This is a genomic window from Providencia vermicola (assembly GCF_010748935.1).
Lineage (GTDB): Bacteria > Pseudomonadota > Gammaproteobacteria > Enterobacterales > Enterobacteriaceae > Providencia > Providencia zhejiangensis.
This window is the reverse complement of the sequence record NZ_CP048796.1, coordinates 2,612,267-2,638,451: the sequence shown is the minus strand read 5'-3', so window position 1 is coordinate 2,638,451 and position 26,185 is coordinate 2,612,267. Positions and strand designations below refer to the sequence as shown.

Genomic DNA, 26,185 nt, shown 5'->3' with positions numbered 1-26,185 from the left:
CATGTTGATATGTTAAGTGTTAAAAATTTACATGTAAGTGTAGAAGGTAATGAAATTTTAAAGGGCTTATCACTGGAAGTTAAACCGGGTGAGGTTCACGCCATTATGGGCCCAAATGGTTCCGGTAAAAGTACGTTATCTGCGACGTTAGCTGGCCGTGAAGAATATGAGATTGACGGCGGCGAGGTGATCTTTAAAGGGAAAGATCTACTCGAGTTAGACCCTGAAGAACGTGCAGGGGAAGGTATCTTTTTAGCGTTCCAATATCCGGTTGAAATTCCGGGTGTGAGTAACCAGTTTTTCTTGCAAACAGCCGTGAATGCGGTACGTGAATATCGTCAGCAAGAACCCTTAGATCGTTTTGATTTCCAAGATTTTATTGAAGATAAAATCGACTTACTTGAAATGCCACAAGATCTACTGACTCGCTCAGTGAATGTTGGCTTTTCGGGGGGGGAAAAGAAACGTAATGATATTTTACAGATGGCAGCTCTTGAGCCACAGCTGTGTATCTTAGACGAAACCGATTCAGGTTTGGATATTGATGCATTGAAGATTGTTGCAAATGGTGTTAACTCACTGCGCTCTCCAGAACGTTCTTTTATTATCGTGACGCATTACCAGCGCATTCTGGATTACGTCAAACCTGATTTCGTGCATGTACTGTATCAGGGGAAAATCATCAAATCAGGTGATTTCAGCTTGGCGAAAAAACTGGAGGAGCAAGGTTATGGCTGGCTTATTGACCAACAGTGAAAGAGCAAACAAACGTGCTCAGGTCGCTGCACTAAATGAGCAAGCAATGGCGCGTTTTGCAACACTTTTCGAACAACGTTCTGGGGATAAATCCCAGCATGCAGCAGCACATTGGGAAAAAGCGAACCACGTTGGCTTACCTGCCTTTCGTCATGAAGATTGGCATTATACGCCATTGCAAACGGTCTTAAATACTCAATATCGCTTTGCTGAAAACGTTGTTGATGAAAAAGCATGTGAGTTATTGGCATTACCTATCGATGCTTACCGAATTGTACTTGTTAACGGTCGTTATAATTCGACACTCAGTTCAATTGATATGGGGCCGTTCAAAGTTGCGTTATTAGACAGCCAAGATATGTTACCAGATGCTGTTAATGGAGAGGTTTTCTTGCATTTAACAGAAAGTCTTGCGCAACAACCGATTGTTATTCACCTCGGTGCAAACCAAATCGCACCAAAACCACTTTATCTGCTGAATATTTCGAGTGGTGATGATGAGGAAACCGTGAATCACAGTCATTATCGTTATCACATGACATTGGATACCAATAGCAAGGCACAAGTGATTGAGCACTATGTCAGTGTTAATGATAAACCGCACTTTACGGGTGGTCGTTTAACGGTTGAGGTGGGCGATAACGCACAATATCAGCACTTCAAATTGAATAACGAGAATAACCAAGCACAACATTTTGCGCATAATGACATCGTCGTTGGTCGTGATAGCCAAGTGTTGAGCAGCAGTTTTCTGCTTGGCGGTACTTTGACTCGCCACCATACTAGCGCACAGTTATCGGGTGAAAATGCTGACTTTTCATTGAATAGCATGTTATTGCCTAAAGATAATGAAATTGTCGATACTCGTACCTATCTCGAACATAATGTCGGTCACTGCGAAAGCCGTCAGTTACATAAAGTCATTGCGATGGATAGCAGTAAAGCCGTCTTCAACGGCATGATCAAAGTTGCTCCGGATGCGTTGAAAACAGATGGTCAAATGAGTAATCACACCTTATTATTGGGTGATAAGGCCGAAGTTGATACTAAGCCTCAATTAGAAATCTATGCTGATGATGTGAAATGCGGACATGGTGCAACGGTTGGTCGTATCGATGATGAACAATTGTTTTACCTGCGTTCGAGAGGGATCGATGGTAAAGCCGCAAAGCATATGATTATTATTGCTTTTGCAGCTGAATTGACAGAATCGATCGAATCTGAAGAACTCAAACAAGCGGTTATGGCGAATATTCGTCAGCGCTTAGCAGAGGTCTAATACGCGTATGACATTCAACGTAGCAGCAGTTAGGCAGGATTTTCCTGCCTTATCCCAAAGTATCCATAATCATCCTTTGGTTTATCTTGATAGCGCGGCTAGTGCACAAAAGCCTCTTCAGGTGATTGAAAAAGAGAGCGAGTTTACGTTGCATCAATATGCTGCGGTACATCGGGGCATACATACGCTTAGTGCTCAAGCCACAACGATGATGGAAAACGTTCGCCAAAAAGCCGCGGATTTTATTTATGCCGCCTCAGCAGAGGAAATTGTTTTTGTTAAAGGAACAACAGAAGCAATTAACTTGGTAGCGAACACCTTTGGCCGCAAATTTATCGGTAAAGGCGACAATATTGTCATTACCGAGATGGAACATCATGCCAATATCGTTCCTTGGTATTTATTGGCAGAGCAGATCGGCTGTGAAATTCGCCTCATTCCTGTTTCTGATCATGGTGAGTTAGAGTTAGCAAAACTTGACGCATTGATTGATGCGAATACGCGCTTGTTGAGCTTTACTCATATCTCTAATGTGCTCGGTACTGTCAATCCTGTGAAAACCATTATTCAAGATGCAAGAGCGATTGCCGCCGAGCGTGGTGCAGAGCTTTATGTACTGGTTGATGGTGCTCAAGGCGCAATGCACAGTGTTGTTGATGTGCAGGATTTAGATTGTGATTTTTATACTTTTTCTGGACATAAATTGTATGGGCCAACAGGGATAGGTATCCTTTATGGCAAAAAATCCCTTCTTGATAAGATGCCGCCATGGGAAGGTGGTGGAGCAATGATCCGCCATGTTAGCCTTAAGAAAGGTATTACCTATGCCGATGCGCCATGGCGTTTTGAAGCAGGAACCCCGAATGTCAGCGCAATTATTGGCCTAGGTGCAGCGTTTGATTATCTGAATGCTTTAGGAAGAGCTGACGCATTTGCTTATGAAAAAGCAGTGATGGAGTATGCCACCGAAAAGTTGAAACAGATTCCATCGTTAACGTTATATGGTAACGACCAGCGTGAAGGGGTGATCGCTTTCAATCTGGGAGTTCATCATGCTTATGACGTCGGTTCTTTTTTAGATCAATACGGTATCGCCATTCGAACTGGGCATCATTGTGCACTGCCATTAATGGAGCGCTATAATGTTCCTGCAATGTGTCGGGCATCCGTGGGTATCTATACGACGAAAGAAGAGATAGACTCTTTATGTGATGCATTACTGCGCATTAAAAAATTATTAGGCTAAGCATTAACGCCTGATGATTTTTTGTTATTATTGACTGAAAAAGCCAATCACGATTGGCTTTTTTAATTATTAGCATAACGAGTTTTGTACTGAGTTAGCCTTATCTCCATCATGAATCGATAATAAACAAAGCGTTAATCAGGCCAACTAAGCTTAGATACATTTGTGACTTTTTAAGGAAAGAAGTATGCCTGCTTTACCCGATGAACATAAATTGCTACGGAATTTTGCACGTTGCCAAAACTGGGAAGAGCGTTATCTGTATATGATAGAGCTTGGTGGACGTTTAACGGCATTAACAGAGCAACAGCGTAGTGACAAGAACCTGATTGCAGGTTGTCAGAGCCAAGTATGGATAGACATGCAAAAGCAAGCGGATGGCCGCATTCATTTTGCTGGTGACAGTGATGCAGCTATTGTGAAAGGGTTAGTGGCAATAGTCATTATTCTTTTTCAGGATAAAACAGCAGCAGATATTCTGTCGTTAGATGTAAAAGCATTTTTTTCGCAACTTGCTTTAGAGCAGCATTTAACCCCGTCACGCACTCAAGGGTTAAATGCAATGATCCGTACCATTTTGTCTCGAGCAACCGAGTTACAATAAGCGGTAAGCAGGGGAATGCATTTCCCTGCTCTTTTTTCGTGTTATTCCTATCAACGGTACTTAAGTGAATTGTTAACCTATTCATTAATGATTGTATGTCGTTTCGTCAGCCCACGGCAGCGGTTACAGCCTAAAATATTTAATAGCTATTAAAGATATGTAATATAGTTGCTATTATGTACATCTCTCACTAAACGGTATACTCATGAGGCTTTAAGTTGCACCTTGAATAATTAGAGTATGCATATGGTATTATTCCCTGGAGTCGGTATGAAGAAAGCGTTAACTGTAGCAAGTTTGTTTATAGCGAGTGCATTGCTGTCGCCAGTGCAAGCAATGGATTATCCATTACCAGATAGCAATACGCGTCTTATCGGGGAAAATGCGCGTTATGTCGTACCTGATGATGGGCGTTCGCTAGAAATGATCGCCAGTGAATATCAAATCGGTTTACTTGCGATGTTAGAAGCGAACCCAGGTACTGATCCTTATTTACCGGAAGCGGGAAAAGAGTTGATTATCCCAACTCAAATGTTACTCCCCGCCACGCCTAGAACGGGCATTGTTATCAACCTTGCTGAATTAAGGCTCTATTACTATCCTGCTGGTAGCCAAGAAGTGGTCGTCTACCCGATCGGTATTGGTCAATTAGGTCGTGACACACCGGAAATGGTGACGTCGGTTAGTCAATCAATTAAAGATCCGACGTGGACACCTACAGCCAATATTCGTAAAAATTATGCAAAAGAAGGTATTACATTACCAGCGGTAGTACCTGCTGGGCCAGATAACCCAATGGGACTCTATGCACTACGCTTAGCCTACGGCAGAGGTGAATACTTAATTCATGGGACTAATGCCGATTTTGGGATTGGTATGCGTGTGAGCTCGGGATGTATTCGTTTACGCCCTGATGATATTGAAGCCTTGTTTAAAACGGTACCTAAAGGAACGCGCGTTCAGGTTATTAACCAGCCTGTTAAGTATTCCAAAGAGCCAGATGGTAGCTACTATATTGAAGTACACCAACCCCTTTCGAAGAAAGCGACAGATGATCCCCAAACGATGCCTATCCCGCTATCTGATGATTTCAAACGTTTCCTTGAGAATGAAGGCATTGATAAATCCTTAGTGGAAAAAGAGCTGGCAAGACGTTCAGGGTTGCCTGTGAAGGTGAATGCAGAGCAGGGCGTAGAGAGACAATATGAACCTGAATACGCAGTCAACGAACCAGAAAAGAGTGAGGAAGCTTCTGATCAGGGACATTATCCTGAATTAAAACCGATCGATCAGTTTACCATTACACAGCCTCAGCCTGTGTATCAGGAGTCTGAAAGCCACTGATTGGGGTTTTAAAGTACAAAAAATAAGGGCCTAAAAATTAGGCCCTCTTATTATTATTTATTGTACGATATCAAAACATACTTGCTATATCGCAGCTAATTTAAACTTACTTTTTGTAAGAACGAACTTGGTTATCAAGACGTTGGTTAGCACGAGCTGCTTCTTGTTGTGCAGCTTGTACTTCAGCACGGATAGTCTGAACATCGTTGCTCAGTTGATCAACTTTACCATTCAGAGTTTGCACGTCTGAAGAGAGTTTTTGCACTTCAGTGCTGTTAGAACAACCCGCCAGTAATGCTGAAGCTAATACGATAGAGCCCAGTACAATTTTAGTACGAATCATTATTTTACCCTCTAGATAGATTTATCTTGAAAATATCAAAGTAAGCTACCAACAAAATAGATATTAGATTGCTCCACATCTACTTATCCACTTTAACACTTAATGTGTTGTGGAATGGTACCCACTTAGTCTTATGCTAGTACTTAATTTCCAGTTTTGCTAGAAATACTTTACGCCAGATAGTAGGAAAAATAAGAAAATTAATTTTTAACTCTCAAGGCTATTATTCGGTAGAACTCAGTTAGCTCTCAGATATTAGTCTAATATAGCAAATGAATAATAGATTGCAATAATGTCATAAATTAAAAAGTTATCTAATGAAAGCATTTTATGTTAAACCAAAATAGCCTTCTATATTAGACGAATAGTATTAGTCTGAAATTAGCGGATAACGACGACCTGTTTATTGCGCTAGGACAAAGTCCTGTGAATTGTGTTATTGAAATGTCGGAGATAAATAAAAAAACGGGAAAAAGTGAGTTTTTCCCGTTTCAAAGATAATCGGAGTGCCTATAGTAAAGTCATGCTATAGGTAATATTACGATTATAAAACGTGTACTGATGAAGTATTTGTTGTTCCACTTGGTACGAGTGCGCCAGAAACCATGACAATGGCATCACCTTCTTTAGCGAGACCACTATTTAGCGCTGCACGTTTACCTTCACGATAGAAGTCATCTGTTGACGTGAATCCACCGACCATCATTGGAATAACCCCTTTTACCAATAACAGCTGACGCGCCGTCTCTTCATTGGTGGTCAATGCTAAAATTGGTGCGGTAGGGAAATATTTACGGACCGATTTTGCAGATTTACCACCGAAAGTTGCCACAACGATCAGTGGTACTTCCAATTTTTGTGACATTTCTACTGCACCACGGCAAACGGCTTCGGTGACGCGTAAACGCTGACCAGGTTTTTGGTTATCGATACGTGAAGGCATAACACGGTCAGTACGCTCACAAATCGTTGCCATGATAGTGACTGCTTCAATAGGGTATTTACCTTTCGCACTTTCACCAGAAAGCATCACGGCATCGGTACCATCGAGGATAGCGTTCGCTACGTCACCCGCTTCGGCACGAGTAGGGCGAGGGTTTTTGATCATTGAATCTAACATTTGTGTTGCTGTGATAACCACTTTGCGTGCAGCAATACATTTTTCAATCATCATTTTTTGCGCGAAAATGACTTCTTCTACTGGGATCTCAACACCCAAATCTCCACGAGCAACCATGATACCGTCAGAAGCTTCAAGGATCTCATCAAAATTATTTAAACCTTCTTGGTTCTCAATTTTTGAGATAATTTGAATATTCTCGCCGCCATGTTTTTTCAGATGCGCACGAATTTCTTCAACGTCAGAACGTTTACGGATAAAAGAGGCAGCGACAAAATCAACGCCTTGTTCACAACCAAACACCAAGTCTTCTTTATCTTTTTCTGCGAGAGCAGGTAGGCCGATAGATACGCCTGGTAGGTTAACGCCTTTTTTCTCGCCTAAGTCACCATTATTTAAGACTTCACAGATAACTTCTGTTGCGGTGACATCTTTCACTTTCATACCAATCAAACCATCATCAACTAAAACGGTATCACCAGCATTCAGATCAGACGTTAAACCCGCATAGGTTACGGCAACTTTATCTTTATTACCGATGACTGAGGTGTCTGTCGTGAATGTGAAAGTTTGACCAGCGACTAAAGAAACGTCATTACCGCCTTCGAGTTTCATTGTGCGGATTTCTGGTCCTTTAGTATCAAGCAGGATAGCGGCTTGTTTGCCTGTTCTCGCACAGACTGCGCGTAGGTTTTTGATACGTTGACCATGTTCTTCATAGTCGCCGTGGGAGAAGTTAAGACGCATGACATTCATGCCTGCATCAAGAAGTTGACTCAATTTTTCTTCTGATTCGGTTTTTGGGCCGATGGTACAAACAATTTTGGTTTTTTTCATGGCAGTCTATCTAAAGGTTATAAAGGAAATCGGTATCGTCGCCGGCTTATTTACGGTGCGCAGAATATTAAAAGTTGCGCAACACATTGTATTAAGAATAGGCGACGGTCTGGTGTTTAATCCAATTATGTTGTGAATTAGATCTCATTTTTTATGTAAATTATTGTTATTGTAACCTAAATCACTAAAGCTAACTTACTGATTTATTTTTGATGAAACCTTTCAGCTAGTGAGCTTATTATAGACAACAAAAAACTGTGAGACAAATCAAATTTTACAAAATTGAGCGAAGGGATATTTCAGATCAAAAAATGATGGTTTTAAGATGGGAAGTTGCGCAACAAAATCAAGTTATGTGCACTAATGCATGAATATAAGCGGATATTGATGATACTAGAGAATGATAAGATGGTGCGTCCGAGTAGACTCGAACTACCGACCCCCACCATGTCAAGGTGGTGCTCTAACCAACTGAGCTACGGACGCATTACAATTTCGTTGACGTCTTTGAAATGGTGCGTCCGAGTAGACTCGAACTACCGACCCCCACCATGTCAAGGTGGTGCTCTAACCAACTGAGCTACGGACGCATTATGATTTCATTGACGTTTTTGAATGGTGCGTCCGAGTAGACTCGAACTACCGACCCCCACCATGTCAAGGTGGTGCTCTAACCAACTGAGCTACGGACGCATTTCAAAATTGTCTGGGTGACAACGGGAACGAATATTAACTTTCTGTCGCCGTTCTGGCAAGGGGAAAATGTATTTTCGTGATAGTTTGCTCGTATTTACAGCGACTAAGTCGAAAATACATTCCCCAATACGATAATTTGCTGATTATTCGCTCAACTAGCGTGTTGATCGTAACAGCACAACGCTATCAGGTTGTTTATGGATCCACCAAATACGCGTTGCCATACCGATAGCGGCAGCGCTCAGACCAACAATAAAGCCAATCCAAAAACCTTGAGGCCCCATCGCTGGCAATAGGATATCTGTTAAAGCGAGCACATACCCAATAGGTAACCCTAAAATCCAATAGGCGGTAAAAGTAATAAAGAAAATAGAACGAGTATCTTTATAGCCACGTAGGATACCTGCACCGATAACTTGTACTGAATCCGATAACTGATAAATGGCTGCAAATAGCATTAAGCTTGAAGCCAGTACGACGACTTCAGGACTCTTGTTATACATTAAGGCGATAGGTTCACGTAAGGTTGCAGTGAGGATCGCCGTCATGCAAGCGACTAATAACCCAACAACCAAACTGGTATAAGAGGAGACTTTGGCGGCCTCAGTGGATTGCTGCCCAAGGTTATAGCCAACACGAATCGTCGCTGCAATGCCTAATGACAATGGGAACATAAACATCACTGAGCTGAAGTTTAATGCAACTTGGTGACCCGCTACAGCGACAACACCTAATGGCGCGACCATCAAGGCAACGATGGCAAATAATGTCACTTCAAAGAACAACGCTAAACCAATAGGTACACCTAATACAAAAATACGTTTCATAATTTGTGGGTTAGGGGACGCAAATCGTTGGGTCGCTCTAATATCACGTTGTGTCGGCGCTCTTCGAACATACCAACGCATCATTAAACACATAACCCAATAAACCGACGCCGTTGCAACACCACAACCCACGCCACCTAACGCAGGCGCACCAAAATGGCCATAAATAAAGATGTAGTTAATCGGAATGTTAACCATTAGACCCAGAAAACCAATCACCATCCCCGGTTTGGTTTTTGACAGGCCTTCACACTGGCTACGGAACACTTGATAAAATAAATAACCAGGCGCCCCCCACATAATGGCATGCAAGAAACGAACCGATTTATCTGCCAGTTCTTCATCAATATGTGGCATGTTGCCGATGATTAACTTGCTATTATAAAGTAAAAAAATCACGCCAAGTGAAAGAAAGAAGGCGAGCCATAATCCCTGCTGAATTTGATTACCAATTAAATTACGGCGACCGGAACCATTCATCTGAGCGACGATAGGTGTCAATGCCATTAATAGCCCTTGACCAAAAAGAATAGCTGGCAGCCAGATAGAAAATCCGACTGCAACTGCTGACATCTCAGTTTCACTGACGCTACCTGCCATGACGGTATCCACAAAACCCATTGCAGTTTGTGAAAATTGGGCAAGAATGATCGGAATGCCGAGAGCTAGCAAGCTACGCGCTTCTGTAAAATATTTCTGCACGCATACACCTTTAGAGTAATAAACACTGATTAATAGAATTTAGAAAAAGAAATGCTAATGATTTTTGATATATCAAATAGTTAATAGCAACGTTATATTTTAACTCTTTTAATAATTTAATCCAATGGCTCGCAAGTCTGAATATCAAATAAAGTCATTAATAGACAAGTGTGATGGCCTAGAAGAATTCATTACGAGGTTAGATAAAACCACTCAAATTAGGTAGATCTCTAAGAAATGTCAGGTAAACTGAGTCTATCAATTCACAGCACTGAGAATCATTATGTTTACAGGTATTGTTCAAGGCACAGCCCCAATTATTGAGGTCACGGAAAGAGCGAATTTTCGTACCCATGTGATGAAATTTACACCAGAACTACTTGTCGGGTTAGAAACCGGCGCTTCAGTTGCGCATAATGGTTGTTGCTTGACCGTGACAAAAATAGATGGCGAGTATGTTAGTTTTGATCTCATCAAGGAAACATTAAGGCTGACCAATCTTGGCGAATTGAAAGTTGGCGATGTCGTTAATATCGAAAGAGCCGCGAAATATGGTGATGAAATAGGTGGTCATGTGGTATCAGGACACATTGTGACGACCGCGGAAATTAGCAAAATTTTCACCTCAGAAGATAACCATCAAATTTGGCTGTCTATTTATGACAAATCGCTGATGAAATATATTTTGCACAAAGGGTTTGTTGCGATTGATGGTATAAGCCTAACGGTAGGCGATGTTATCAATAATCGTTTTTGTGTTCATTTAATTCCTGAAACCCTAGCAAGAACGACATTAGGTAAAAAACGCTTAGGGGACAAAGTGAATATAGAAATAGACCCACAAACGCAAGCCATTGTAGATACAGTGGAAAGGGTTTTAGCGCAGAAAGAACAAGAAAAGAAAGCCCAAGAAGCGCTTACACAAGAGAGCGATAGTTAAATACCCGAGCGGGGTAGGCAGTGAGGCTTACTTAAAATGCTATAACACCGTAAGATCAACGGCGGTTATAGCATTAAAAAATTCAAACAAATTAAAGGTGTTATGCATTAGCGTGAAAACCTATTTGTTTGAAAAGTTAACGGTGAGGGGGCGCTTTGCAGCCCTTGCCATTAACTTACTTAATTAATCTTTGCATTGATAATTTTCACTAAAATTAATCGAGATGCTTGCATTATCACGTTCAATAGCTTCAACCAACAGTTTAAAATGCGCTGATTTTTTATGCATCTCAAGAGCATCAGCACTTTCCCATTCTTCAAAAACAATGTAGCCATCATCTTTAGTGAAGAGGTCGTATTTGATACACCCTTGTTCACGTCGACTTAATTTAGCTAAATTTTTGATAATATCCTTGGTTAAATACCCATCCTTATTTTCCGTTGTGATTTGTGCATATACAACAATACTCATTCCGTTCTCCTTAATGTGTATTGAGAACTATCTTAAAGGGTACTTGGCTTTTGTATTGTAAAAAAACGAATAGCTGGACTTTAAGAAGGCGGACGGGGTCATGGTAAAATAACGCTTAAAATCACGGTAAAAGTGAGACTGATCATAATAGCCTGTTTCCAGCCAACGATAGGTATCTTGCTCGTGAAGCATGCTTTTAAGTAATTGTTCTAAACGGCAATTTATCTGATATCTTTTAGGCGTGATCCCATATTCTTTGACAAATTCTTTTTGGATAAAACGTGCACTATATCCCATTTCATCGGCAATATCGTTAATCTTTTTGTTTGGATGGCGATAGAGAATAGCCAATATATCATCGACTAATTGATGCTGTTTTGAGGCCTTAGTCACAGTAAAACATTCTAATAGCTCTTTAAAAGAAGCATTGATTAAGTTTTGATACCAAGGTTCTGACCATATGCTCTCAAGCGAGGTGGGATTATCCGTGTAAGCTAAAGTACGTTCAGGCAGTAAAAAACGCACCGCATCATGACGCACACGTAATATAATTAATTTTCCTTGATTCGGTTTTGCTGTAAATGTCTCGACTCGGGGAATGACAAGTTGATATTGGCTAACTTGTTGTTGTTGTGCTGTTGATAAATGTAACTCTTTGGTGGAAACCCAAATCTCAGCGCCAGTACCAGGAAAAATTTTAATGGGTTTAGTAAATTTTTTAAAAATTAAGATGGAGCTAATAAAACCATTCAATTCAGCTGGTGGATAATACTGTTTGAGCATAGTCTATACGTAAAGAGTTATTAAGATAACATATAATAACGTTTTTTAGTCGAAAGACTAATAAATTAATACTCACGACGAAATTAAGGCTCTATCAAGAGATTTTTTCTCAATAATAGAGCCTTAACGACGGTTTTAAAGAATACTCGCTTGGTTAATTAACGTGGTACTCTCATTCCGCCGCTGACCCCATTGGGGCTCCAGAGAATTTGCCATAGCTGAATATCTCTGGCTCGAAAAGCACCAGCACAGGAATTTAAATAATAGCTAAACATACGTTTAAAGCGAGGCGTATAATTCTCGCTTAATTCAGGCCAGCTATTTAAAAAGCGCTCATACCAAGCCATGAGCGTTTTGTCATAATCAGCACCAAAATTATGCCAATCTTCCATGACAAATTTTCCTTCACTGGATTGACCTATATTTTGAATGGAAGGAAGTACGCCATTGGGGAATATATATTTACCGATCCATGAGTCGACATTTACCTTATTTTTATTAGAGCCAATGGTATGTAACAAAAATAAGCCATCGTCTTTAATATTGCGGCGTGCTACATCAAAATAGGTTGCATAATTTTTAGGTCCAACATGTTCGAACATACCGACAGAAACGATACGATCGAATTTATCATTTAGTTCGCGATAGTCTTGCAAAATAATATTAACATCTAGGCCAGCGCAACGTTCTTGAGCCAATTTTTGTTGTTCTTTAGAAATGGTAACACCGGTAACAGATGCGCCATAATGGCGTGCAGCATAAGCACTTAGGCCACCCCATCCGCATCCAATATCTAACAGACGCATACCCGGCTCAATTTGCAATTTGCGACAGATTAAATCTAATTTATTTTCTTGTGCTTGCTCAAGTGTCGTTGCATGATTCCAATAGCCACAAGAATATTGCATATAAGGATCTAGCATTAGGGTAAAAAGATCATTTCCCAAATCATAATGTTCTTCCCCAACAATCCAAGAGCGTTTTTCTGTTTGCAAATTTCGTAGGCGCGCCATGGCGATTTTCATGATATCTGTGAGGTTATTTGGCAGCTTTGTATCAAGCTTGGCTTTTAAAACTTTATAAAAAAAGATATCCAAGCGTTCACAGTCCCACCAACCGTCCATGTAACTCTCGCCTAGACCGAGAGAACCTTTTTGCAGAACCCTTTTATAAAAATCAGTATTATGTATTTGGATGTCGAACGGTCTAGAGCCGTTTATTTCAATTCCAGCTTGATTTAATAAAGATTCTGCGATTCTTTGCCAATTAGAAACTTTAGTTTTGGTTTCATCTACACAAGTGCTCATATGCTCTCCAACTTGAGATGAAGGTTTTTGAGATAGAATTTCAGCTTGCTGAAGGTGTAGGATTGCGAAGAATTGCTTCACAAAGACAGGAACGCATTTATACCGTCGCGCCCTGAGTTTAAACCATGAATATCGTATTAACTCAAAAATCACTTCGGACTAAGTATTATCCGAGTATAGAAGTGATAATTTTATTTAACAATGGCGAAAAATGTCACTTTTGGTAAAAAAGGAGAATTTTAAGCGATAACACTGAATTAGAGTATCAGATAAGGTGTGGATAATCATAGAAAGATGGTCGGAAGAGGGTTTTTTGAGGAAATCAGCCACGACAAAGCAGTGGCTGATGAGTTAACAGGTTGTTAATTCTGATAACTTGTTCTTTCATTAGTCTGTTTGGTGCAATCTTTTGTATATTGCATAAAATAACCAATAACCATCGGTATGATGGTCACCGCCATGACACCGGTTGTCGATAATAAAGGATCGAAAGGTAACGCTGAAACCAATAAACTGGCTAAAAAACATAAACCAAGTTGCAAAGCATTTTGTAATGCAGCGGCTTTACCGCTAGCCTGTGGATAGGTATTGAGTGCTTTTGACACCGCGATTGGATAAGACGCCCCATTCATTGCTGCCATAAAACAGAATGGAATTAAGATCATGGTGAGGCTCGGTGTTGTGTATATCGCCATCAAAAAGAGTATCGACATGCTCACCGCATAACCGACCAACAGTAATGGAAATAATATTTCAGCACGAATTTTGATTAATAGAAAACGGCAGCCATAACCACCAATAATAAATGCTAGCGTTTGTGGGATGTAGCTCAAACCAATATCAGCAGGGTTAAAACCCATATTTCTTAAAATAAATGGTGAACCTGTTAACCAAGCAAAAAAACCCGCACTACATGAAGCGTAGACTAACACGTTACCACTATAGATACGTGAACCCAGTAGTTTTAAAAACGAAATAGATTCTTGGTCATGGGAATCCACCGTCATGTCTTTTGAAGGATTCTTTTTCAATAACAGGGTTGGAATTAACAATAAAATACCAACAGCCATTAAGACAATAAAAATAATTTCCCAATCATAATGTTCAAGAACCCATGCACCTAATAACGGTGCTAAAGCCGGAGAAAGAGCCACTAAAGGCATAATCGAAGCAAAGACTTTTTGAGTGCTCGCAGCATCATAGCGGTCAATGACCAGAGCTTGCCAGAGCACAGCCGCACTACAGACGCCAACCGCTTGTAAAAAACGCAAAATAAGGAGTTGAGTCGCATCCGTTACCCATAAAATGCCTAAACAGCTCACAATGAATAACGATAAACCTGCGATCAATATCGGTTTGCGTCCCAGTTTGTCAGATAATGGCCCCCACAAAAGTTGTGCAAAGGCAAAACCAGCTAAGAAAATGCTCAAAGAAGCACTAATCGCACCTTCAGAAGTGTTTAATGCCGTTTGCATTGAACCAAATGCAGGCAGGTACATATCGATGGCTAAAAAACCAAGCATACTCAAACCAGCAAGGTAAAGCATAAAGCCTGGGGAGTTTTTTGTCGCAGAATTTGTCATGGAAGCTTACTTATCCAGAATTTACATAATTGTTAACAGAGACTCTATTTTATAGGTTGTATTTTTACATTGTGAAACGGTAATATTTGGAATCTGCTATCAAAATTTTTGAAAGGTATCATTATGTGGTCAGCTCATGCTCTAGAAGTTATTGATGCCGTTGCAAGAACGGGAAGTTTTAGTGGCGCTGCGGAAGAACTGCATCGTGTTCCTTCAGCAATTAGCTATACGGTTAAGCAAGTAGAGGAATGGCTTGCTGTACCTATCTTTGAACGTCGTCACCGCGATGTTGCCTTAACTGAGGCAGGGGAGATTTTCATCAAGCAAAGTCGCTCCGTTATCAAAAAAATGATACAAACGCGTCACCAATGTCAACAGGCAGCAAATGGTTGGCGAGGGCAGTTTAGTATCGCGGTAGATTGTATTGTCAAACCTCAGCGAACAGAGCAACTGATCTTAGATTTCTATCGTCATTTTCCTGATATCGAATTATATATTCATCCTGAAGTGTTTAACGGCGTATGGGATGCACTCGCCGATGGGCGTGTTGATGTTGCGATTGGTGCGACGCGTGCTTCACCCATCGGAGAGCGTTATAGTTTTCGTGATATGGGGTTTATGTCATGGCGTTGTGTGGCCAGTCCAAACCATCCTCTGGCACAGCTAAAAGGAAAATTGACAGACGATCAAATGCGCGAATACCCAAGTTTATGCCTTGAAGATACCTCACGTAACTTGCCGAAAAGAGATACATGGGCATTAGATAATCAGCGGCGTTTAGTGGTGCCATTTTGGGAAAATGGTATGACATGTCTTGTTAATGGCTTATGTGTTGGCATGGTACCTGAGCACCGAGCAAAGCCCTTTTGTGATGAGGGGAAATTAGCCCAATTGCAGCTATCTCAGCCATTCCCTCCGAGTCCTTGCTGTTTAACGTGGGTGGAAAAGAATACATCACCGGCGTTGAGTTGGTTACTTGAATATCTTGGGGATAGTGAAACACTCAACGCCGAATGGTTAGCGCCTTAATTAACGACGGTAGTCAATAAATGGTCCGTCAGCGACAGAACGACGCTCAACTAGGCGAGGATGGACTTCAATCGTTTGTGCATCTTCGCGCTTGTTCACAATACGATCAAGCAGCATAGCGAATGCCATCTGGCCTAGACGCTCTTTAGGCTGGTGGATAGTCGTCAACGCGGGAGTAAAATAACGCGCATTGCGCACATTATCATAGCCAATGATAGAAATGTCTTGAGGAACACGCAATCCCATCTCATCCGCAGCGCAAATTGCGCCCATCGCCATAATGTCACCGCCACAGAACACGGCAGTAGGTTTTTGCTTATTACTTAAGATCTGCATCATTGCTTTATAACCAGATTCTGGTTCAAAGTCGCCTTGCACGATCCATTCATCACGTAAAGTCACTTTCGCTTCTTCCATGGCTTTTTTAAACCCCGTCAGTCGACCAATACCGGTGTTGCGTTCTAAAGAGCCAGGGATCACGCCGATGTCACGGTGACCCCGATCAATTAAATAACGACCTGCGAGGTAACCGCCATGAAAAGAGTTATCAATGATACTGTCGGTAAAATCACCACGGGAAGTGCCCCAGTCCATGACGACCATAGGAATATTGCGATAATCTTCCAGCATATGGATTAGTTTATCGGGATATTCAGAACACATGACGAGTAGCCCATCAACACGCTTTTGCGCAAGCATTTGTAAGTAAGCTTGTTGCTTACCTAAGTTATTATGAGAGTTACATAAAATAAGGGTATAACCTTTCTCATAGCAACTATTCTCGACTGACTCAATCACTTCAGCAAAATAAGGCGCCTCACTTGATGTCGCGAGTAGGCCAATCGATTTTGTATGATTAACTTTCAAACTACGAGCAACAGCACTCGGTGAATAGTTGAGTTCTTTTATCGCAGCCCAAACAGCCGCTTTAGTATCATCAGCTACGAAGCGCGTTTTGTTTATTACATGGGATACGGTTGTGGTGGAGACGCCAGCGCGCTTCGCCACATCTTTAATCGTTGCCATGGGAAAAAAAAACTCCTGACCAATAATCGGTCTTGTTATGAATTCTTATTAAAAAATTACCTAATATTACCTACATATTGAGGCATAGTGCCTTAACTGGCAATAATTTAGCGATTAGTTATCGATTTTGTCTGATCTAGCGCAAAAACAAAAGAAATAATTGATGTTATAACCTGTGATATAGACACTGGTTTTTATAAATCGTCATGTCATACTTATTTAACCATGTATAAGTTATGGTTATTTTGCTGGTTAACTGTTCGTTATGATGAGAGGGACTCATGGATACAGATTTTAAATTTGGACTATTAGCAGCGTTAGGTTCTTTGGCTGTGATCATTGCTTTTGCAGTACATATTTTTTAATTTTACTGTTTAATTAAAGGTGAAATTAAGAAGGGCGAGTATTGACTCGCCCTTTAGCTATTCTCTAAAGAAAATGATTAAGCGAGGTTTTCTTCAACGAATTTCCAGTTGACTAAGGCCCAGAAGTTCTCTAGGTATTTAGGGCGCGCATTACGGTAATCAATGTAATAAGCGTGTTCCCAAATATCGACAGTGAGGATAGGTTTATCATCACCAGAGATAGGGGTTGCCGCATTTGATGTATTCACAATAGCTAAGCTGCCATCGGTTTTTTGAACCAGCCAAGTCCAACCGGCACCGAAATTTTTAATCGCAGCATCTGTGAACTGTTGTTTGAATTCAGCGAAAGAACCAAAAGCTTTATTAATGGCTTCAGCAACTTTACCGGTTGGTTCTCCACCCGCATTTGGTGCTAAGCAGTGCCAGTAAAAAGTATGGTTCCAAACCTGTGCGGCGTTATTAAAAATACCCGCATCTGAAGTCTTGATGATCTCTTCCAGTGATTTACCTTCGAAAGCCGTACCTTTGACTAAATTGTTGAGATTAACAACATAGGTATTATGGTGTTTACCATAGTGATACTCTAAGGTTTCTTCCGAGATATAAGGTTCTAGCGCATTTTTAGCATAAGGTAGAGCGGGAAGTTCAAATGACATTGCGTACTCCTTGTTTGCGTTTAAAACAACACATATGGGTGTGGTGCTCATAAAAGTGAGCAAATAATTTAATACGTATATCTTGCTATGAGTTATACACGAACCGAACGTTCATGCGGTCTTGCTTATTCTTTAATAGATTAATAATAGCATGAGATGCTTGCCGAGTTATAGGCATGGATATTCTGCGTCATATATTACCAAATTTTTTCAACAAAAACACCTTAAAATCATAGAGATAATTATCTTAATCAATAGAGTTTAAGATCTCGCTTTTCTGCCTTGCTGAAGGAAGTTCGTGTAACTTAAAACGGGATTCTAGAAAAAATCCCTTTTTCCAGCTTGGAGTGCTATAGTAATACCCCTGTAAAACTGGCATATTGTATGAAACAATCACGTTTTAACATTCCGGTCAAATATTCTAGCTTAGTCGCCATCGTTGAGAAAATGGCTGACGATGGCGACTGACTGCAAATCAGCACCCATGTTCTAAGGAAGTAAAAATGACGACAATTGAAAGAATCGAGCGCCAAATTAAAGAAAACCCAATCCTTCTGTACATGAAAGGCTCTCCTAAGCTCCCTAGCTGTGGTTTTTCTGCTCAGGCAGTTCAAGCTTTATCTGCTTGTGGTGAACGTTTCGCTTATGTCGATATTCTGCAAAATCCAGATATTCGTGCAGAACTACCAAAATACGCTAATTGGCCAACTTTCCCACAATTATGGGTTGATGGTGAGCTAGTAGGCGGTTGCGATATCATCATGGAAATGTATCAGCGCGGTGAACTCCAGTCACTGATTAAAGAAACTGCTGATAAGTATCGCTCTGCGGATGAGACTCGTGCGGAGTAAGTATCTGCTTAGTTAAGAACGCCGAGTAAATCTAAAAAACCGTATTAGCCCCATAGGTTAAGCTAATGCGGTTTTTTTGTATCTTAAGGGGCTTAAGGGGGGGTTACTCTTGCTCTGCGAGTGGCCAACCACCTAGTTTTTTCCATTTATTTACTAATTCACAGAACAACAGAGCGGTACGATTCGTATCATATAAGGCCCCGTGAGCTTGCTTGCCATCAAATGGAATACCCGCTGTCACACAAGCTTTCGCTAAAATCGTTTGTCCGAAAACCAGACCACTTAATGCCGCAGTATCGAATGTGGCAAATGGATGGAATGGATTACGTTTTAAGCCTGCACGTTCAGCTGCATTCATGACAAAACTATGATCGAATGTCGCATTATGAGCAACAATAATGGCTCGATTACAATCGGTAGCTTTCATTCCTTTGCGTACCATTTTAAAAATAGCGTGCAAAGCGTCGTATTCACTAACTGCACCACGTAAAGGGTTAGTGGGATCAATGCCGGTGAAGGCTAAAGCTGTTGGTTCTAAATTTGCTCCCTCAAAGGGTTCTACATGAAAATGTAAGGTCTCATCAGGGGATAACCAGCCGTCTTTATCCATTTTTAAAGTAATGGCGGCAATTTCAAGTAGGCCATCCGTTTTGGCGTTAAACCCACCCGTTTCCACATCAATGACGACAGGATAGTATCCTCTGAAGCGGTTAACGAGTGCATTGGGATTATTTTTATCAGACATTAGGTTTTTATATTAGGTTTCTGGTTAGTGGCTATTATGCCAAAGCCAAAAAAATTTTGCAGATAAACTAAAACTAGGCAGGAAGCACACTGCCTAGTGATTCACTCATCAAGGTAAATTAATTACCTAGGCCTTTACTGGCACTTTTATTTTCAATCAACTCGATTTTGTAGCCATCGGGATCTTCAACAAAAGCAATAATCGTGCTGCCCCCTTTTACAGGGCCTGCTTCTCGAGTGACGTTACCACCCGCGTGACGAATATCTTCGCAGGTTTGAGCAACATTATCGACACCAAGCGCAATATGGCCAAAAGCGGTTCCCATCTCGTAGCTATCAACACCCCAGTTATAGGTTAGCTCAATGACTGCACCTTCACTTTCGTCACTGTAACCGACGAATGCCAACGAATATTTATACTCAGGGTTTTCACTGGTACGCAGTAGACGCATACCCAAAACCTTAGTATAAAAATCTATTGAACGCTGCATATCTGTCACACGTAACATAGTATGTAGTAAGCGCATAAAGAACTCCCTTAAAAGTAACTAAGTGAAACTGAATCGTTTAACGATCAATATAACGCACCTATAGGATCGAACACAATGAAATAGGTTTATTTATTAACCAAATAGTAGATATAATCTAATTCATGGAGTATATCATTAATGGGTGTTTTTAGTTAGGTGATATCAATATGGCGGAGCAACTCGAGTTTTTTGAAATTCAAAGCCCTTGTCGTGGAATTTGTCAAACCAATGAACAAGGTTATTGTCGAGGCTGTTTTCGTTCGAGGGAAGAACGCTTTCAGTGGTTAAAATTTACAGATAGCCAAAAACGCAATATTCTACGTTTATGTCGCCAGCGCTACCTTCGTTCAATCTCGGTTAAAACACAAAAAGATGAGCCACCTTCAACGCAACAAGAGCTGTTTTAGTCGATATCTAAACTGAAATAGAGAGTAACTATTTTAAAAAGTAAATTTTATTCGAATATAATTAATTTCAATTCTAATTAATTCAAAAAAGTTAATAACCACACATATTCTTCAATTAAATTTTAGTTATTCAAAATAATTATTAAATAAAGTGTCGGTGATTAAAAATAGCATGATTTTAAGAATAACTATATTTAATTGTTTTTTAAGAAGTAATTTGGAATTGTTTTTTTTATTGTTAATTGTAATTACTATAAGGGTTAAAATAGATAGATTTGAAAGAAGAGTAAGGCTATTCTTATTAACAAGATAATTGAGAGTTCATATTAGTGAATAAAATGATATTTAATATATAAGAAAATTGAATTTGATTTATGATGGAAATCACAAATCAAATGATTGACTATGACCATAAATGGGTATTTATCATGGTTATTTTTAATAATTAGTTGTCATAGCGAGAGGGAGTGAATATATAATTTAAAAAATAATTTATTGGTTGTATATTTGTTAGGCAGAATAGTGTTATATAAGGAGGGAACATTGGAGTCACAAATAGGAACTGATTTATCACGTGTGGTACGCATGTGGAGATCACTCATTGATCATCGTTTGAAACCGCTTAAGTTAACGCAAACGCATTGGATTACATTGCACAATATTAGTCAATTACCACCTGAACAGTCTCAAATTCAACTCGCAAAAGCTATCGGTATTGAGCAGCCATCATTAGTGAGAACACTTGATCAGTTAGAAGAAAAAAAACTGATATCTCGACACACTTGTGTCAATGATAGACGTGCGAAAAGAATAAAGTTAACGGAGGAGTCTGAACCTTTTATTAAGAAAGTAGATGAAGTTATTGATAACACACGGAAAGAAATTTTAGGCAATATATCTCAAGATGAGCTTGGTCAATTATCCGTTCTATTGTTAAAGCTAGAAAAAAATATCTTAAGATTACAAGGAGATTTGTAGTTAGAGTTTAATAATAAATTAAGTGTATTATTAGTGTTTCAATTATTACAGCAGAATTAATTTTCTATTTTGCTGGGGCCATTATTGTTCTGAGTTTTTGCTAAATAGATGTTTTTTGATATTTAATTATTGATTAAGCTTATTGTTTAGTAATAACTCGTTTTTAACTAAATTGACCAATTAAAGATGAAAAGTTATTCAAAGCGCTATTCATGACAAGCTTTAGTATTCATAAACTTTTGTAAGATTAACTGGTTTTTAAGGAATAAGTCACACAGAGCAAACAAACAATAAATCAAATAGGATTGGCAATTGATGGTGGTAAATCACTTATACATTATCAATCGGTTATTAGAATCCAAGATGATGTAAATACAAATTAGGTGAGTATATAGACAACTAGAGGTATGAAGAGGCTATACGGAAATAGTTTATAAATTCCCTAAGATAAAAAGTATGTTCACCGGTAGGGTACCGGTGAACATATACTCATTATTATTAACGTGGTGATACAGTGACTGTGCCGCCACTATTTGCAATCATGACACGTTGGCCAGAGCGGAAAACACTTGGATCTTGTTTTTGAACAACGACGATATTTTTACCGCTATCAAGACGAATTTCTAATTGTACACCTTGGCTCTTATTCAGCGCACCTTGAGCTTGTTGGCCGGCTAAGCCACCCGCAATTGCTCCCGCTGCGGTAGCAAGCGTTTTACCAGAACCGCCACCAATGGTATTACCCAATAGGCCGCCTAGTACTGCACCACCAATCGCACCGATAACATTTTCATCTTCACCAGCTTGGATGGTAATAGGGCGTGCATTCAATACAGTACCGTAAGTTACAGTCTGTACTTGTTTAGCGTCTTTAGCTGAAATAGTATCACCAGAAAGTGTACTGGTATTGACACAGCCAGATAATACAACGACTGCTACAACACCGACGAAAACTTTCTTAAGCATAATTACTCCTATGAGACTTGCTGTCTGTGGCACTAACATAGCATTGGATAGTTGTTTTAACCATATTCGCAATATGAATGTTACATTTGGGTCAAGTTAAAACGGGTATAAGACTACTGATTCTGATTTAAACAGAGTGTAAACACTAGGTAAAATATCTCAAAGTAGGAAATATTTCATAAACTAAGGCACACTTTGTTAAATTCTTGCATGACACAAATTCATGAACAATCATAATTGAGTATTAATCATACAAAAAATATGTTCTTACGATCAATTATCTTTGTCTTTATTAAATTCAGTTTATTCAGTTTAGTAATTATACACTAAATTATAATTAGTGATATATAGATATCAGTGCGTTCAAATAATGAGATTTGCGTATATTTTAAACATAGAAGGGGATTATTTCGTTAACTCTCTTTTTTTCTGCGAGTCAGCCCGAGAAATCACAATGTCTGGTTGACAAAAACTTCCATCAAAGCACAATCTTTTTAGGTTTAAACTCACAAGCCGTAACGCTAACTAAAGGAACGATAATGATAAAGCAAGGTCGTTATATAGGGATCATGTCAGGAACCAGCTTAGATGGGGTCGATGTTGTTCTTGCAGCGATCAGCGATAAATTTGTTGCTGAGCAATCCAGTATTAGTATTGCGTTTCCTGTTGAGTTGAAAAAAAGAATTCTCAATATATGCCAAGGTCAGGAAACCACATTATCTGAAGTTGGAAAAATTGATCGTGAGTTAGGTTCTCTTTATGCAGATGCTGTGAACCAGTTGCTAGCTAAAACGGGAGTCGCGGCTACCGATATCATTGCAATAGGTTGTCATGGGCAAACAGTTTGGCATGAGCCTGATGGTGAAGCACCTTTCACAATGCAACTTGGTGATAATAATCGGGTCGCCGCATTAACGGGTATTACGACAGTCGGTGACTTTAGACGGCGAGATATGGCGTATGGCGGGCAGGGGGCTCCACTTGTGCCTGCCTTTCATTTAGCGGTATTGGGTCATGCGATAGAAAAAAGAATTATATTAAATATTGGTGGCATATCGAATATTACAGCTTTACTGCCAGGCGCTTATGTCAAAGGTTATGATACCGGGCCTGGGAATATGTTGATGGATATATGGGTATGGCGTCATAAACAATGTGGCTATGACGAAAACGGTAATTGGGCAAGCTCGGGAATTGTGCATCAACCACTACTTAAAGCGATGTTACGCGATCCCTATTTTAGACGTTCGGCGCCTAAAAGCACGGGGCGAGAATATTTTAATATGCAATGGTTAGATAAACATTTAGCGAATTTCCCCGCACTGTTACCTCAAGATGTGCAAGCCACCTTATGTGAATTAACCGCGGTGTCCATTGCTGAACAAATATTGCTTTGTGGTGGCTGTGAGCGTTTAATCGTGTGCGGTGGTGGAGCAAAAAATACCTTTTTAATGCAGCGCCTTGCTGCGTTACTGCCGGGAACAGAAGTTGGCCCAAGCGATAAATATGGATTAAGTGGTGATGATATGGAAGCGCTGGCTTTTGCTTGGCTCGCTGCACGAACGATCGCGAATCTACCGGGTAACCTTGCGTCAGTGACAGGTGCTGAGCGTGCCACTGTTCTTGGCGCGATTTACCCTGCCAATACCGATGAAAAATAATTGCGTTAAGGAAATGAGACAACGATGAACGACGCACAAAACTTAAAGCTTGCAGCACTACGCCGTGAATACACTCAAGGCGGCTTAAGACGAACCGATTTAACGCCAGAACCTCTGGCATTATTTGAACGATGGTTAAAACAGGCCTGTGAGGCAAATCTCAGTGATCCAACGGCTATGTGCGTCGCGACGGTTGATGAAACAGGTCAACCTTATCAACGTATTGTGTTATTGAAGCACTTCGATGAAAAAGGGTTAGTTTTTTACACGAATATGGGGAGCCGTAAAGCTCAGCATCTAGAAAAAAATAATAAGGTGAGCTTACATTTTCCATGGTATCCACTTGAGCGACAAGTGAGTTTTTTAGGTGTGGCAGAACGTTTGAATCCGATTGAAGTGGTGAAGTATTTTCATAGTCGGCCAAAAGATAGCCAAATTGCAGCTTGGGCATCTCAACAGTCATCGAGAATTTCGGCTCGGAGTATTTTAGAAGGTAAGTTTTTAGAGCTAAAACAAAAATTCCAAAATGGCGAAGTACCTCTTCCTAGTTTTTGGGGCGGGTTTCGCGTGGTCTTTAATAGTGTTGAGTTTTGGCAAGGGGGAGCTAATCGTTTACATGACCGTTTTATTTACCAGCGTGATGGGGACGGATGGAAAATTGATAGGTTAGCGCCGTAATAAATTGTTTTTTAGCTGGCACTTAAAAGCTAGGCGCTTTATGCTATAGCTTCGTTTACGAAAACTGACAAGCGATCCCCATGAGATCGGGAGAGTCTTCTCATCTCAGGGGCTTTTTATTAAAAATAGATAGACAAAATTCAACTGATGGAGTCATTGATGTCTAGCAATAACCTGATTAAACAATTGCAAGAGCGGGGCCTCGTTGCCCAGGTAACGGATGAGGATGCGTTAGCAGAGAGACTGGCGCAAGGCCCTATCTCTCTCTATTGCGGCTTCGACCCTACCGCCGACAGCTTGCATTTGGGACATCTGGTTCCCTTGCTGTGTTTAAAACGATTCCAACTAGCCGGGCACAAGCCTGTGGCGTTGGTCGGTGGCGCGACGGGTCTGATTGGTGATCCGAGTTTTAAAGCCTCTGAGCGTAAATTAAATACCGCAGAGACCGTCCAAGAGTGGGTGGAAAAAATCCGTAATCAAGTTTCGCCTTTCCTGAGTTTTGATTGTGGCGATAACAGCGCTAAATTAGCCAATAACTATGACTGGTTTGGCAAAATGGATGTGCTGACTTTCTTACGTGATATCGGCAAACACTTCTCTGTTAACCAGATGATCAATAAAGAAGCCGTTAAACAGCGTCTAAATCGTGATGATGTCGGTATCTCTTTTACTGAGTTTGCTTATAACTTACTCCAAGGCTACGACTTTGCAAATCTGAACAAAGAGCACGGCGTAGAATTACAAATTGGTGGTTCAGACCAATGGGGTAACATTACCTCTGGGATCGACTTAACCCGTCGTTTACATCAAAACCAAGTCTTTGGTATGACGGTGCCACTCATCACAAAAGCTGACGGGACAAAATTTGGTAAAACAGAAGGTGGGGCAGTGTGGCTTGATCCGAAGAAAACAAGCCCATATAAATTCTACCAATTCTGGATCAATACCGCCGACGCCGATGTTTATCGCTTCTTGAAGTTCTTCACTTTCATGGAGTTAAGTGAAATTGACGCCTTAGAAGAAGAAGATAAAAACAGTGGTAAAGCTCCACGTGCACAATATGTTTTGGCTGAAAATGTCACGCGACTGGTACATGGTGAAGAAGGCTTAGCGGCTGCTCGTCGTATTACTGAAAGTCTCTTCTCAGGCGCTGTTTCTGATTTGACTGAGGCGGATTTTGAACAGCTTGCTCAAGATGGTATGCCATGTATTACGCTTGAAAATGGTGCGGACTTACAACAAGCATTAGTTGATTCAGAGCTAACACCATCACGTGGCCAAGCAAGAACAGCGATTAGCTCAAATGCCGTAGCCATTAATGGTCAGAAACAAACTGACCCTATGTATGTATTTAATGATTCTGACCGCTTATTCGGTCGTTTCACATTGATTCGTCGTGGTAAGAAAAACGACTGTTTAATCAACTGGAAATAACTCTGACTAACCGTTGTGATAA

At 40.4% G+C, this 26,185-nt stretch carries 26 protein-coding genes and 3 tRNA genes; 14 read left to right on the top strand and 15 right to left on the bottom strand.

What is annotated here, in order from left to right; translation table 11 throughout:
* Window positions 1–9 precede the first annotated feature (9 nt).
* From sufC to G3341_RS11790, 5 genes are all read left to right on the top strand, one after another.
* Window positions 10–756 carry a Fe-S cluster assembly ATPase SufC gene (sufC, locus tag G3341_RS11810; protein ID WP_154625060.1) on the top strand — a complete coding sequence of 249 codons (747 nt, stop codon included), beginning with the start codon at window positions 10–12 and terminating at the stop codon, window positions 754–756.
* Window positions 731–2,035 (top strand): Fe-S cluster assembly protein SufD, encoded by a 1,305-nt coding sequence (gene sufD, locus G3341_RS11805; protein WP_154625061.1) that lies wholly within the window; start codon window positions 731–733, stop codon window positions 2,033–2,035. Before sufC ends, sufD begins: the two co-directional genes overlap by 26 nt.
* A gap of 7 nt (window positions 2,036–2,042) precedes the next feature.
* Window positions 2,043–3,281: a cysteine desulfurase SufS gene (gene sufS / locus G3341_RS11800; protein ID WP_163862011.1), complete on the top strand. Its 1,239-nt coding sequence runs from the start codon at window positions 2,043–2,045 to the stop codon at window positions 3,279–3,281.
* A 187-nt stretch (window positions 3,282–3,468) separates the two neighbouring features.
* Window positions 3,469–3,885: a cysteine desulfuration protein SufE gene (gene sufE, locus G3341_RS11795; RefSeq protein WP_154625063.1), complete on the top strand. Its 417-nt coding sequence runs from the start codon at window positions 3,469–3,471 to the stop codon at window positions 3,883–3,885.
* Between the two features lie 270 nt (window positions 3,886–4,155).
* Window positions 4,156–5,229: a L,D-transpeptidase family protein gene (locus G3341_RS11790; RefSeq protein ID WP_154625064.1), complete on the top strand. Its 1,074-nt coding sequence runs from the start codon at window positions 4,156–4,158 to the stop codon at window positions 5,227–5,229.
* 106 nt (window positions 5,230–5,335) lie between these two features.
* Here G3341_RS11790 and G3341_RS11785 read toward each other — a convergent pair whose 3' ends face one another.
* From G3341_RS11785 to G3341_RS11760, 6 genes are all read right to left on the bottom strand, one after another.
* On the bottom strand, window positions 5,336–5,572 hold the full coding sequence (locus G3341_RS11785) for a major outer membrane lipoprotein (RefSeq protein WP_004919171.1): 237 nt from the start codon (window positions 5,570–5,572) through the stop codon (window positions 5,336–5,338).
* A 544-nt stretch (window positions 5,573–6,116) separates the two neighbouring features.
* Window positions 6,117–7,529: a pyruvate kinase PykF gene (pykF, locus tag G3341_RS11780; RefSeq protein ID WP_154625065.1), complete on the bottom strand. Its 1,413-nt coding sequence runs from the start codon at window positions 7,527–7,529 to the stop codon at window positions 6,117–6,119.
* Window positions 7,530–7,938: 409 nt separating this feature from the next.
* Window positions 7,939–8,015 (bottom strand) — tRNA-Val (locus G3341_RS11775).
* Between the two features lie 27 nt (window positions 8,016–8,042).
* Window positions 8,043–8,119 (bottom strand) — tRNA-Val (locus G3341_RS11770).
* 26 nt (window positions 8,120–8,145) lie between these two features.
* Window positions 8,146–8,222: transfer RNA gene (locus G3341_RS11765), tRNA-Val, on the bottom strand.
* A gap of 158 nt (window positions 8,223–8,380) precedes the next feature.
* Window positions 8,381–9,754 carry an MATE family efflux transporter gene (locus G3341_RS11760; RefSeq protein ID WP_163862008.1) on the bottom strand — a complete coding sequence of 458 codons (1,374 nt, stop codon included), beginning with the start codon at window positions 9,752–9,754 and terminating at the stop codon, window positions 8,381–8,383.
* A 283-nt stretch (window positions 9,755–10,037) separates the two neighbouring features.
* On the opposite strand from G3341_RS11760, the gene G3341_RS11755 reads away from it, so the two are divergent.
* A complete protein-coding gene (locus tag G3341_RS11755) occupies window positions 10,038–10,694 on the top strand; it encodes a riboflavin synthase subunit alpha (protein WP_154625066.1) in 657 nt (218 codons plus the stop codon).
* A 183-nt stretch (window positions 10,695–10,877) separates the two neighbouring features.
* On the opposite strand, the gene G3341_RS11750 is transcribed toward G3341_RS11755, so the two are convergent.
* The 4 genes from G3341_RS11750 to punC form a co-directional block, all read right to left on the bottom strand.
* Window positions 10,878–11,165 carry a putative quinol monooxygenase gene (locus G3341_RS11750; RefSeq protein WP_154625067.1) on the bottom strand — a complete coding sequence of 96 codons (288 nt, stop codon included), beginning with the start codon at window positions 11,163–11,165 and terminating at the stop codon, window positions 10,878–10,880.
* Between the two features lie 27 nt (window positions 11,166–11,192).
* On the bottom strand, window positions 11,193–11,948 hold the full coding sequence (locus G3341_RS11745) for a helix-turn-helix transcriptional regulator (RefSeq protein ID WP_163862005.1): 756 nt from the start codon (window positions 11,946–11,948) through the stop codon (window positions 11,193–11,195).
* Between the two features lie 158 nt (window positions 11,949–12,106).
* The gene (gene cfa, locus G3341_RS11740; protein ID WP_163862004.1) at window positions 12,107–13,255 is read right to left on the bottom strand and encodes a cyclopropane fatty acyl phospholipid synthase; all 1,149 of its coding nucleotides are present in this window, start codon (window positions 13,253–13,255) and stop codon (window positions 12,107–12,109) included.
* 362 nt (window positions 13,256–13,617) lie between these two features.
* Window positions 13,618–14,838: a purine nucleoside transporter PunC gene (gene punC, locus G3341_RS11735; protein WP_163862001.1), complete on the bottom strand. Its 1,221-nt coding sequence runs from the start codon at window positions 14,836–14,838 to the stop codon at window positions 13,618–13,620.
* A gap of 123 nt (window positions 14,839–14,961) precedes the next feature.
* Here punC and punR point away from each other — a divergent pair, with 123 nt between their 5' ends.
* Window positions 14,962–15,867 carry a DNA-binding transcriptional activator PunR gene (punR, locus tag G3341_RS11730; protein WP_154625070.1) on the top strand — a complete coding sequence of 302 codons (906 nt, stop codon included), beginning with the start codon at window positions 14,962–14,964 and terminating at the stop codon, window positions 15,865–15,867.
* Here punR and purR read toward each other — a convergent pair whose 3' ends face one another.
* The gene (purR, locus tag G3341_RS11725; protein WP_154625071.1) at window positions 15,868–16,893 is read right to left on the bottom strand and encodes an HTH-type transcriptional repressor PurR; all 1,026 of its coding nucleotides are present in this window, start codon (window positions 16,891–16,893) and stop codon (window positions 15,868–15,870) included.
* A 281-nt stretch (window positions 16,894–17,174) separates the two neighbouring features.
* Between purR and G3341_RS20965 the strand changes: the two genes are divergently transcribed.
* A complete protein-coding gene (locus G3341_RS20965; RefSeq protein ID WP_101495216.1) occupies window positions 17,175–17,258 on the top strand; it encodes a YnhF family membrane protein in 84 nt (27 codons plus the stop codon).
* 77 nt (window positions 17,259–17,335) lie between these two features.
* On the opposite strand, the gene sodB is transcribed toward G3341_RS20965, so the two are convergent.
* Window positions 17,336–17,914 carry a superoxide dismutase [Fe] gene (gene sodB / locus G3341_RS11715; RefSeq protein WP_154625072.1) on the bottom strand — a complete coding sequence of 193 codons (579 nt, stop codon included), beginning with the start codon at window positions 17,912–17,914 and terminating at the stop codon, window positions 17,336–17,338.
* Window positions 17,915–18,417: 503 nt separating this feature from the next.
* Here sodB and G3341_RS11710 point away from each other — a divergent pair.
* The gene (locus tag G3341_RS11710) at window positions 18,418–18,765 is read left to right on the top strand and encodes a Grx4 family monothiol glutaredoxin (RefSeq protein WP_163861998.1); all 348 of its coding nucleotides are present in this window, start codon (window positions 18,418–18,420) and stop codon (window positions 18,763–18,765) included.
* A gap of 103 nt (window positions 18,766–18,868) precedes the next feature.
* On the opposite strand, the gene rnt is transcribed toward G3341_RS11710, so the two are convergent.
* A complete protein-coding gene (gene rnt, locus G3341_RS11705) occupies window positions 18,869–19,510 on the bottom strand; it encodes a ribonuclease T (protein ID WP_154625074.1) in 642 nt (213 codons plus the stop codon).
* A gap of 118 nt (window positions 19,511–19,628) precedes the next feature.
* Window positions 19,629–20,036 carry a lactoylglutathione lyase gene (gene gloA / locus G3341_RS11700; protein WP_154625075.1) on the bottom strand — a complete coding sequence of 136 codons (408 nt, stop codon included), beginning with the start codon at window positions 20,034–20,036 and terminating at the stop codon, window positions 19,629–19,631.
* Between the two features lie 170 nt (window positions 20,037–20,206).
* Between gloA and G3341_RS11695 the strand changes: the two genes are divergently transcribed.
* Both G3341_RS11695 and slyA read left to right on the top strand, forming a co-directional pair.
* Window positions 20,207–20,446, top strand: coding sequence for a DUF1289 domain-containing protein (locus G3341_RS11695; RefSeq protein ID WP_154625076.1), 240 nt, complete (start codon window positions 20,207–20,209; stop codon window positions 20,444–20,446).
* A gap of 543 nt (window positions 20,447–20,989) precedes the next feature.
* A complete protein-coding gene (gene slyA / locus G3341_RS11690; protein ID WP_154635589.1) occupies window positions 20,990–21,424 on the top strand; it encodes a transcriptional regulator SlyA in 435 nt (144 codons plus the stop codon).
* A 498-nt stretch (window positions 21,425–21,922) separates the two neighbouring features.
* Here the strand turns inward: slyA and G3341_RS11685 are convergent, their stop codons facing one another.
* On the bottom strand, window positions 21,923–22,390 hold the full coding sequence (locus G3341_RS11685) for a glycine zipper 2TM domain-containing protein (protein ID WP_154622766.1): 468 nt from the start codon (window positions 22,388–22,390) through the stop codon (window positions 21,923–21,925).
* Window positions 22,391–22,929: 539 nt separating this feature from the next.
* Here G3341_RS11685 and anmK point away from each other — a divergent pair.
* The 3 genes from anmK (at window position 22,930) to tyrS (ending at window position 26,163) form a co-directional block, all read left to right on the top strand.
* A complete protein-coding gene (gene anmK, locus G3341_RS11680; RefSeq protein WP_196713031.1) occupies window positions 22,930–24,051 on the top strand; it encodes an anhydro-N-acetylmuramic acid kinase in 1,122 nt (373 codons plus the stop codon).
* 24 nt (window positions 24,052–24,075) lie between these two features.
* Window positions 24,076–24,729, top strand: coding sequence for a pyridoxamine 5'-phosphate oxidase (pdxH, locus tag G3341_RS11675; RefSeq protein WP_154622764.1), 654 nt, complete (start codon window positions 24,076–24,078; stop codon window positions 24,727–24,729).
* A 159-nt stretch (window positions 24,730–24,888) separates the two neighbouring features.
* Entirely contained in the window at window positions 24,889–26,163 is a 1,275-nt protein-coding gene (gene tyrS, locus G3341_RS11670) for a tyrosine--tRNA ligase (RefSeq protein ID WP_154622763.1), read from the top strand.
* Window positions 26,164–26,185: the final 22 nt, after the last annotated feature.